Origin of the sequence: Salibacterium halotolerans, from assembly GCF_900115625.1 — a bacterium.
Lineage (GTDB): Bacteria > Bacillota > Bacilli > Bacillales > Marinococcaceae > Salibacterium > Salibacterium halotolerans.
The window spans coordinates 35,746-44,306 of record NZ_FOXD01000027.1 but is presented as its reverse complement, the minus strand read 5'-3'; the positions used below and the strand labels follow the sequence as shown (position 1 = coordinate 44,306).

General features: G+C 48.3%; 8 protein-coding genes, 12 tRNA genes and 1 rRNA gene. 1 reads left to right on the top strand and 20 read right to left on the bottom strand.

What is annotated here, in order from left to right; genetic code table 11:
* The 14 genes from BM124_RS16440 to BM124_RS16375 form a co-directional block, all read right to left on the bottom strand.
* Nucleotides 1–184, bottom strand: a 16S ribosomal RNA gene (locus tag BM124_RS16440); the annotation flags it as partial.
* A 182-nt stretch (nt 185–366) separates the two neighbouring features.
* Nucleotides 367–443, bottom strand: a tRNA-Ile gene (locus BM124_RS16435).
* A 61-nt stretch (nt 444–504) separates the two neighbouring features.
* A tRNA-Gly gene (locus tag BM124_RS16430) sits at nt 505–578 on the bottom strand.
* A 7-nt stretch (nt 579–585) separates the two neighbouring features.
* A tRNA-Pro gene (locus tag BM124_RS16425) sits at nt 586–662 on the bottom strand.
* 217 nt (nt 663–879) lie between these two features.
* A tRNA-Arg gene (locus tag BM124_RS16420) sits at nt 880–956 on the bottom strand.
* A gap of 3 nt (nt 957–959) precedes the next feature.
* Nucleotides 960–1,046: transfer RNA gene (locus tag BM124_RS16415), tRNA-Leu, on the bottom strand.
* A gap of 17 nt (nt 1,047–1,063) precedes the next feature.
* Nucleotides 1,064–1,147, bottom strand: a tRNA-Leu gene (locus BM124_RS16410).
* Nucleotides 1,148–1,152: 5 nt separating this feature from the next.
* Nucleotides 1,153–1,227 (bottom strand) — tRNA-Gln (locus tag BM124_RS16405).
* A gap of 20 nt (nt 1,228–1,247) precedes the next feature.
* Nucleotides 1,248–1,323, bottom strand: a tRNA-Asp gene (locus tag BM124_RS16400).
* 385 nt (nt 1,324–1,708) lie between these two features.
* Nucleotides 1,709–1,784, bottom strand: a tRNA-Val gene (locus BM124_RS16395).
* A gap of 3 nt (nt 1,785–1,787) precedes the next feature.
* Nucleotides 1,788–1,862, bottom strand: a tRNA-Glu gene (locus BM124_RS16390).
* A gap of 8 nt (nt 1,863–1,870) precedes the next feature.
* A tRNA-Ser gene (locus BM124_RS16385) sits at nt 1,871–1,961 on the bottom strand.
* Nucleotide 1,962: 1 nt separating this feature from the next.
* Nucleotides 1,963–2,037, bottom strand: a tRNA-Asn gene (locus BM124_RS16380).
* A gap of 163 nt (nt 2,038–2,200) precedes the next feature.
* The gene (locus BM124_RS16375; RefSeq protein ID WP_093339132.1) at nt 2,201–2,671 is read right to left on the bottom strand and encodes a SprT family protein; all 471 of its coding nucleotides are present in this window, start codon (nt 2,669–2,671) and stop codon (nt 2,201–2,203) included.
* A gap of 102 nt (nt 2,672–2,773) precedes the next feature.
* Between BM124_RS16375 and cmpA the strand changes: the two genes are divergently transcribed.
* On the top strand, nt 2,774–2,911 hold the full coding sequence (gene cmpA / locus BM124_RS16370; RefSeq protein ID WP_093339131.1) for a cortex morphogenetic protein CmpA: 138 nt from the start codon (nt 2,774–2,776) through the stop codon (nt 2,909–2,911).
* 21 nt (nt 2,912–2,932) lie between these two features.
* Here cmpA and BM124_RS16365 read toward each other — a convergent pair whose 3' ends face one another.
* From BM124_RS16365 to BM124_RS16340, 6 genes are all read right to left on the bottom strand, one after another.
* On the bottom strand, nt 2,933–5,122 hold the full coding sequence (locus BM124_RS16365; RefSeq protein WP_093339129.1) for a Tex family protein: 2,190 nt from the start codon (nt 5,120–5,122) through the stop codon (nt 2,933–2,935).
* A gap of 111 nt (nt 5,123–5,233) precedes the next feature.
* A complete protein-coding gene (locus BM124_RS16360; protein ID WP_170841190.1) occupies nt 5,234–5,836 on the bottom strand; it encodes a PP2C family serine/threonine-protein phosphatase in 603 nt (200 codons plus the stop codon).
* Nucleotides 5,836–6,639 (bottom strand): RNA polymerase sigma factor SigB, encoded by an 804-nt coding sequence (gene sigB / locus BM124_RS16355; protein WP_093339126.1) that lies wholly within the window; start codon nt 6,637–6,639, stop codon nt 5,836–5,838. The genes BM124_RS16360 and sigB overlap by 1 nt, the downstream gene beginning before the upstream one ends.
* The gene (gene rsbW / locus BM124_RS16350) at nt 6,596–7,087 is read right to left on the bottom strand and encodes an anti-sigma B factor RsbW (protein ID WP_425288597.1); all 492 of its coding nucleotides are present in this window, start codon (nt 7,085–7,087) and stop codon (nt 6,596–6,598) included. The genes sigB and rsbW overlap by 44 nt, the downstream gene beginning before the upstream one ends.
* Nucleotides 7,087–7,413, bottom strand: a complete 327-nt coding sequence (locus tag BM124_RS16345; RefSeq protein ID WP_093339123.1) for an STAS domain-containing protein — start codon at nt 7,411–7,413, stop codon at nt 7,087–7,089. The genes rsbW and BM124_RS16345 overlap by 1 nt, the downstream gene beginning before the upstream one ends.
* 128 nt (nt 7,414–7,541) lie before the next feature.
* Nucleotides 7,542–8,555, bottom strand: a complete 1,014-nt coding sequence (locus tag BM124_RS16340; RefSeq protein WP_280139759.1) for a PP2C family protein-serine/threonine phosphatase — start codon at nt 8,553–8,555, stop codon at nt 7,542–7,544.
* Between the last annotated feature and the right edge of the window lie 6 nt (nt 8,556–8,561).

Genomic DNA, 8,561 nt, shown 5'->3' with positions numbered 1-8,561 from the left:
ATTAGCTCCGGTTTCCCGGGGTTATCCCGGACTTTCAGGCAGGTTGCCCACGTGTTACTCACCCGTCCGCCGCTCGTTCCACAGGTTTCACCCCGGAGGGATCTGCCTGCTTCCCGCGCTCGACTTGCATGTATTAGGCACGCCGCCAGCGTTCGTCCTGAGCCAGGATCAAACTCTCCAATAAAAAAGTTTGATGCTGCGCTGTGTTTCTTATCTGTATGACCGAAAAACGGTCATTTGAATTGACAGACGCTTGACTTTCATTCAATTTTCAAAGGGCAGTTTGTATGCCGCCTTTCAAAGCGACAATCACAATAATACCAACTCATTTAAGCAGAGTCAATACTTTTTTTATATCTTTTTGAATGGTGGGCCTGAGTGGACTTGAACCACCGACCTCACGCTTATCAGGCGTGCGCTCTGACCGACTGAGCTACAGGCCCCGGTTTTTAATGCCGGGCATAAAAAAAGACAATCCCGTATTTATTCAGTTGAAGAATAATATGGAGCGGGTGATGGGAATCGAACCCACGACATCAGCTTGGAAGGCTGAGGTTTTACCACTAAACTACACCCGCAAAAAGATGGTCGGGAAGACAGGATTCGAACCTGCGACCCCTTGGTCCCAAACCAAGTGCTCTGCCAAGCTGAGCTACTTCCCGTTCTTTGAAAGAATAAGCTGCAAATCTCTTCGTAAACTGCATTCGTGCCGCCAGGTCACGTACGGAAGTACGTTTCCTCCTCCACGCGTTTGTTTCCCCGGCCTTTTTGCTTCTTCTTTCAAAAGCCGGTCGGTATAAACTGCGGATCTTTACGCCTGACGTATCGTATTGTTAATTACAAAGAGAAATGGATTTTTAGTGTTATGTTCAGTCAAAATGGTGCGCCCGAGAGGAGTCGAACCCCTAACCTTCTGATCCGTAGTCAGACGCTCTGTCCAATTGAGCTACGGGCGCTTATGGTGCGGTCGAGAGGACTTGAACCTCCACGGGATTACTCCCACTAGGCCCTCAACCTAGCGCGTCTGCCGATTCCGCCACGACCGCGAAATATGGTGAAAAAATGGTGCGGGCGGAGGGACTTGAACCCTCACGTCAAAGACACTAGATCCTAAATCTAGCGCGTCTGCCGATTCCGCCACACCCGCATAGATGGCTGGGCTAGCTGGATTCGAACCAGCGCATCACGGAATCAAAATCCGATGCCTTACCGCTTGGCTATAGCCCAATCTGTTATAGAAATTTAAATGGCGGGCCTGACGGGAATCGAACCCGCGATCTCCTGCGTGACAGGCAGGCATGTTAACCGCTACACCACAGGCCCCTTTTGAAAAGAATAAGCTGCGAATCTCTTCGTCAACTGCGTTCGTGTCGTCAGGTCACGTACTGGAGTACGTTCCCTCCTTCACTCTCTTGTTTCCTCGACCTTCTTGCTTCTTCTTTCCAAAAGCAAGGAGGCGAATCTCTTCGTCAACTGCGTTCGTGTCGTCAGGTCACGTACTGGAGTACGTTCCCTCCTTCACTCTCTTGCTTCTTCAACCTTTTTGCTTCTTCTTTCAAAAGCGATCAGGCGAACCTCTGCGTCAGATGCGTTCATGTTGTCAGGTCATGTAGAGACGTATATCCCTTCTCGCCCTTCCCGCTGGTTCAAAGAACAGAGTGACGATCCGCTTTGTTAATTCTTTATTTTCCGTTCCATTTGTTTTAAATGGTGGAGGGTGACGGGATCGAACCGCCGACCTCCTGCTTGTAAGGCAGATGCTCTCCCAGCTGAGCTAACCCTCCGGATGGTGACCCGTACGGGATTCGAACCCGTGTTACCGCCGTGAAAGGGCGGTGTCTTAACCACTTGACCAACGGGCCGTTGTAGATGGCGGAGAAGGAGGGATTTGAACCCTCGCGCCGCTTTCGCGACCTGCACCCTTAGCAGGGGTGTCCCTTCAGCCACTTGGGTACTTCTCCATGGCTCCACAGGCAGGATTCGAACCTGCGACCGATCGGTTAACAGCCGATAGCTCTACCACTGAGCTACTGTGGAATGTTTAATAAAGTGCTGTCTTTCAGCGACAAAACTCATTGTATCGAATCCATTATGTAATGTCAATGAGTTATTTTTAATCGTTTTTTTATCGATTGTCTTCAATAATTCATTGATGTGTACGCTCCTGTGTGAAGCGACTTTTATAATGTAACACGGGGTCTCAAACCCGGTCAAGGGATTCTTCTATTTTTTTTAATGTTCCGCCGCAGCGGCCGCAAACAAACTTTTCGGTATTCACCCTCCGTTTTCTTTCAAACGCCGCACCGCAGGACGAGCATTCATAATAGTGACGGGTACGGGTCTGGTTTTTCTGATCAGGCATCGCCGTGCAGTACCTGGCTCCTCCCACCTTTTCGAGCAGTTGTTTAAAATCTTTGTCCTTATGCCGGTATCCCTTTCCTTCTATATGAAGATGGTAATGACAAAGTTCATGCTTAATAATGGCTTTAAGCTCTTCTTCTCCAAATCGTTCATAGTGTTTCGGGTTTAATTCAATATGATGGGTTCCGAGCATATAGCGTCCACCAGTCGTGCGCAGTCTGTTGTTAAATACAACGCGATGCTTGAATGGACGCTGAAAGAAAGTCATCGATATGTCTTCTGTCAACCGCTGCAGCCTGGATGGATTCATGTTCTGTACCTCTTTCCTGTAAATGTTGACAAACCCTCTCTCATATAATGAAAAGACCAGTCGTACTGTTTTTATTTTACGTGCCGAAAGGGGAAATCCGCAATGCCTGCCTGGTTTATGAAACAGATGAAAAAAGCGTTTCTCGAAAAAAACAGGCACGAAGTTCGCATCCTGAATCAGTGCTGGTTCCATTATCAATGGAAACAGAAAAACACAGCGGGAGACCATTCAAATTATTGAATGTTCCCGCTGTGCTTCCTTTTACGTTTCGGTCTGCCGGGCCGGCTTAATCATCGTAAGCGCAATCCGGCCCTTTTTCTGGTCAACCTCTTCCACCCAAACGGTAACAACATCTCCAACAGAGACTTCTTCCATCGGATGTTTGATGAAGCGGGAGGCAAGTTTTGAAATGTGGACAAGGCCGTCCTGTTTCACCCCTATATCCACAAATGCACCGAAGTCCACGACATTCCGAACCGTTCCCTGCAGCTCCATTCCCTTCGCAAGGTCATCCATGGTCATGACGCTTTTCTTCAAGATAGGTGCTGCTAATTGGTCACGAGGGTCACGGTTCGGGCGTTTCAGGTCTTCTATAATATCCCGGAGAGTCGGCACTCCTGCATGCAGCTTTTCCGCTGCTTCCCTCACATTCAAATAGTCCAGCTTTTCCTTCATTTCGGCTGAACCGGCTTCTTTTGTTTCTGCATCTATCTCATCGAGCAGCTTCCAGGCTGTGCTGTAACTTTCCGGATGGATAGCCGTCCGGTCGAGTGGTTCGGTTCCGCCTTGAATACGCAGAAAACCGGCCGCCTGTTCAAATGTTTTCGCACCCAGCCGCGGCACCTTCTGCAGCTCTTTCCGGTTTGAAAACGAACCTTTTTCATCCCTTGCCAGGATAATATTATCAGCCACCGCTTTGGACAAGCCGGATACATACTGCAAAAGGCTGGAGGACGCACTGTTTACATCGACTCCGACTTGGTTAACCGCTGTTTCCACTACAAATTTCAAAGATTCCTGCAGCCTGCTTTGGGAAACATCATGCTGGTACTGTCCGACTCCGACAGACTGCGGATCAATCTTCACCAGCTCAGCCAGGGGATCCTGCACCCGCCTTGCAATCGACACCGCACTGCGTTCTTCCACTTCAAGTTCCGGAAACTCTTCCCGCGCAAGCGTCGATGCGGAATAAACACTGGCTCCCGCTTCGTTTACAATCATGTAGGAGACATCTGTTTCAAGCTCCGGAATGACATCAGCGATAAACTGTTCTGTTTCGCGCGAAGCCGTGCCATTCCCTACTACAATGATTTCAATCCCATAACGTTTCACGAGCTCCTGTACTTTCGCCTTCGCTTTCTGTACTTCATTTTTTGGCGGAACCGGATAAATAACACCCACTTCCATCATTTTGCCTGTTTCATTGACAACAGCCAATTTACTGCCGGTCCGGTAAGCCGGATCGACACCAAGAACGACTTTTCCTTTCAAAGGCGGCTGGAGAAGCAGATTTTTCAGGTTTTCCGAAAAAATGTGAATCGCCTGTTCTTCTGCTTTTTCTGTTAATTCCTTGCGGAGCTCACGTTCGATGGCAGGAGCAATAAGACGTTTATACGCATCTTCATAGGCTTCTTTCAGATAAGGCACAGCAGGTGAGCCGAAACGCTGAATCACATGCTTTTCAAGGAATGAAAAAACCGGATCTTCGGTCATCTGAAGAGATACCTTCAGAACATCTTCCTTCTCTCCGCGGTTCATTGCAAGCACTCGGTGGGAAGGAACTTTCCGGATCGGTTCTTCATACTCATAATACATTTCATAAATGCCCTGCTCATCTTCGGCTTTGGCTTTTTTCCCTGCGGCGATACGGCCCTGCCGGGAAGTAAGTTCCCGTATTTTCTTCCGGACTTCCGCATTATCGGACACCCATTCCGCAATGATGTCGCGGGCTCCCTGCAGTGCTTCTTCGGCGGAGTGGACTTCCTGCTCCAGTGAGATAAACGATGCCGCTTCTGCCTCGATATCCCCTTCCCGCGGCTGTGAATATATGTATTCAGCAAACGGTTCGAGTCCTTTTTCTCTGGCTTTCACCGCTCTTGTTCTCCGCTTTTGGCGGTACGGGCGGTAAAGATCTTCCACCTCCTGCAGTTTCGCCGATGCCTCAATCGAACCGCGCAGATCTTCTGTCAATTTTCCCTGTTCATCAATCAAACGGAGCACTTCCTGCTTCCGGTCATCCAACTGTCTGCCGTACTGCCATGCTTCCTGTGCATCACGAATCTGTATTTCATCGGCACCGCCGCTCTGTTCTTTCCGGTAACGCGCGATAAACGGTACGGTATTGCCTTCTTCAAGAAGTTCGATAATGTTATGCACCGCGACTTTCGGAAGCTTCACCTCCTTTGTAATATGTTCAAGTAAAACCTTCTGCGTCTCGTCCGACATTGTCATATATGTGCTGCTCCTTTCCTTCCCTGCAATCGTGTTCCTTCCTGATTATCATAACATGAACGTAAAACCATTCGTCCTCATAAAAAAAGAGCCGCTCCAGGCGGGCTCTCCTCATGTAATATGTCCTACAACAACGGTAATATCATCATTTTGTTCCTGTGCTTTTTCCGCAAAGTACTGAATAGGCGTACGCGGAGAGCCGGCATGTTTCATTTTCTCCCGGTCGGACTTTGAAAATTTGATGCCGTCGGAGTGCATGACAAAATGAGTTCCCTGCTCTATCGGGTACTGCTGCATCCGGTATTTAAACGGCCGTCCCGACAAATAACCCGACATCGGCATCGGCCGGTTCATTACCCCGTCCTGGTTAAACAGATACGTTTCCACATTCCCAATGTTTCCGTAAATGATCTCATTGAACGCAAAATCAACTTTCAGTATCGTAATTACGACACCACGCTCATGAAAAAGAGCCCGGTTGCATTGGTGCAGCATGGTTTCAATACTCTGATCATGATATTTGCGGACCATATCCATCGCAACAGACGAAGACCGGTATGCCGGTTCCCCGCTGCCAAGTCCGTCCGCGAGAGCGCAGAGAAAATAGGAGTCGGTTTCAACCGTCACATAGTCGTCCCCGCAGCAGTTGGCACCTTCTTTTTCCTGCTGGAAGGCTGCGATTTCTACTTTTGCATGGGTTTGATTTTCAATCATCATAGACACTCCGATGGTTCCACTCTGATGGAATCTCTCAATTTCTGCAGGGCTCTGCGCTGCAGCCGCGATACGTGCATCTGCGAGATACCCAGCTGCTCTCCTGTTTCTTTCTGGCTGAGATTGTCAAAATAGGTGCATTGAAGTATCTCTTTTTCCCGGTCGGTAAGTACGGTAAAAGCTTTTTCGAGAAGCAGGTGCTGATCCGTCTTTTCGTACCCTTCTTCGGTCGAACCGACAAGATCAAGCAGCGTGACGGCACTGCCTTCCTGATCTGCTTCAATGGAACGGTCCACAGAAAGTGCTTGATAACTTTTGCCCATCTCCATTGTTTCCAGCACTTCTTCTTCGCTTACATCAAGATAAGAAGCAATCTCCTCGACCTGAGGGGAGCGCTGCAGGTCACTGGTCAGATCTTCCACAGCCTTCTTGATCCGCGGGCCGAGCTCCTTAATTCTTCTTGGAACATGGACACTCCACGTCTTGTCTCGGATAAATCGTTTAATTTCCCCGACGATCGTGGGGACAGCAAAGGATTCAAAGCTGCGGTTGTAGGAGTCATCAAAACGACGAAGTGCTGCCAGCAGTCCGATCATCCCCACCTGGTACAAATCATCATCATGATCCTGACCGCGGGAGAATTTGCGCGCCAGCGACTGAACCAGCTGTTCAAAGTGCTCTACCAGCCTGGTCTGAATTTCTTCAGTGGGGTCTTCCTGAAACTGGCGTATCCATTCGTATACTTTTTCATTATCCTGCTCACTGCTGCTTTTGTGCATTTGTTTCTGGGATTCCGTTGACATTCTGTTCCCTCCCATCTCTTTGCAGGAACTTCGTCATCACAATGGCGACTCCCTTGTCCCCGTTGATTTCTACTTCGTCCATCAAGGAGTCTATCAGAAAGAGTCCGAGACCCCCTTCCCTCATGTCTTCAATCGGTTTGGCTGCGTCAACCGGACCAAGTCCTTTTTTCATATCTTCCAGATCAAAGCTCTGTCCGCGGTCTGCAATGACAATCTCGATTTTGTCCCGGTATATGTCACAGATCATGCGGATAAAACCGTCTTCCTCATAAGCGTGGTCGACCACGTTCGTGCAGGCTTCGGCCACTGCCACTTTCAAATCTTCAATGTCATCATAGGAATAGCCGGCGCGGCTGGCGACTCCGGAAACTGTCAGTCTGGCCACACCTACATATTCCGCACGGGCCGGAATTTTCATTTCAATGTGGTCCAATACGTTCTTATCCATCACTGGGCTTCCTCCTCTTCTTCGATGTCCATCACTTCATCTAAACCAGTAATAGAAAACAGTCGTTTTACCCGGTCATTCAGTCCCGTCAAGCGCAGCGAACTGCCATTGCTGTTGGCTGATTTCAGCGCACCGATAAAAATGCCGAGGCCGGTGCTGTCGATGTAATTCACATCTGTTAAATCCACTACGATGACGGCTCCTTCCTTTTCTGTAAGCGGCAGAAGGGATTCACGGAGCTGCGAAGCTGTGTAGGCGTCTATTTCTCCGCCGACAAACAGCACGGTCTCTCCATCCAGCTCTTCTGTTCGGATATCAAGGTTCATAAAGGTACCTCCTATAATCAAACGACATGATGATATTCGTTTATTTAAACGTCTTGAAGCAGGTTAAAAAGGTTAGACAAGCGAATCTGCGGCACTCTAGCTCATGTCTTTCCCCTGTGTTTTTATGTTTAAACCTTTCTTCTTAAAATGATCAGGGAAAAATCATCACGCAGGCGGAATCCCTGCAGTCTTTCAAGCTGGTAGAACACGTTGTTGACAATTTCCTGTGCGGAAAGATGGCTGTATTCCCGGATCATCCGTGTCAATTCTTCCCTTTCAATGAAGCCTTCATCGGTACGGCATTCCGTGACACCGTCAGAAAGCAGAACAATAAAGTCACCGGCTTCCACTTTCTTATGATATTCCCGGAATTTAGTGTCCCTGTCCAGACCAAGTACAAGTCCTTTAGCATAGAGATCTTCAAACCGGTCCTCTGCGTAGTTGTAAAACAGTCCTGGTTCATGCCCGGCACCTGAATAATAAAAATGATGTACACGCGGATCATAGGACCCATACATCATTGTAATAAACATATTGGAAGCGACGTTCTGTTCCACCACTCTGTTGAGATTTTCCAAAAGAGCACCCGGCTGGAGTCTCTGTTCGGGAAGACTGTCCATTCCATACTTAATCATAGACATGCAGAGCGCCGCCGGAACTCCTTTTCCGATAATATCGGCAATAGCGACGCCGAGAGAGTCGTTATCATCTTTAATAAAGTGGTAGTAATCGCCGCTCATCTTCGAGGCGGGAACACTGATGACACCGATGTCCAGTTCGTCCATCTCCGGTATCTCATCAGGCAGAAACGTCTGCTGCATGTTCGCCGCTACGTTGATTTCAGATTCCAGTTCTTTCTGTTTGTCTCTCAGTATCTGATGTTCACGGTACGCCATACCATACCCCATCATAATTTCAATTAAAAAATCGAAAGAATCACGGGCTCCCTGTGGAAGATTCGGATAAAACTGCTCAAGGGCTTCAATGTGGAGACTGACTACTTCTTCCGGGGAAATCTGGTTTTCCAGAACTTTTTTACTGAACTGCTGCGCCTGGTATAATCCTGTTTCATTTTTTTCCTGCAGATAGGTCTCTAATATCTTTACATACTGTTCCTGCATTAAACGGTAAGCATCAGCCAAAACCTA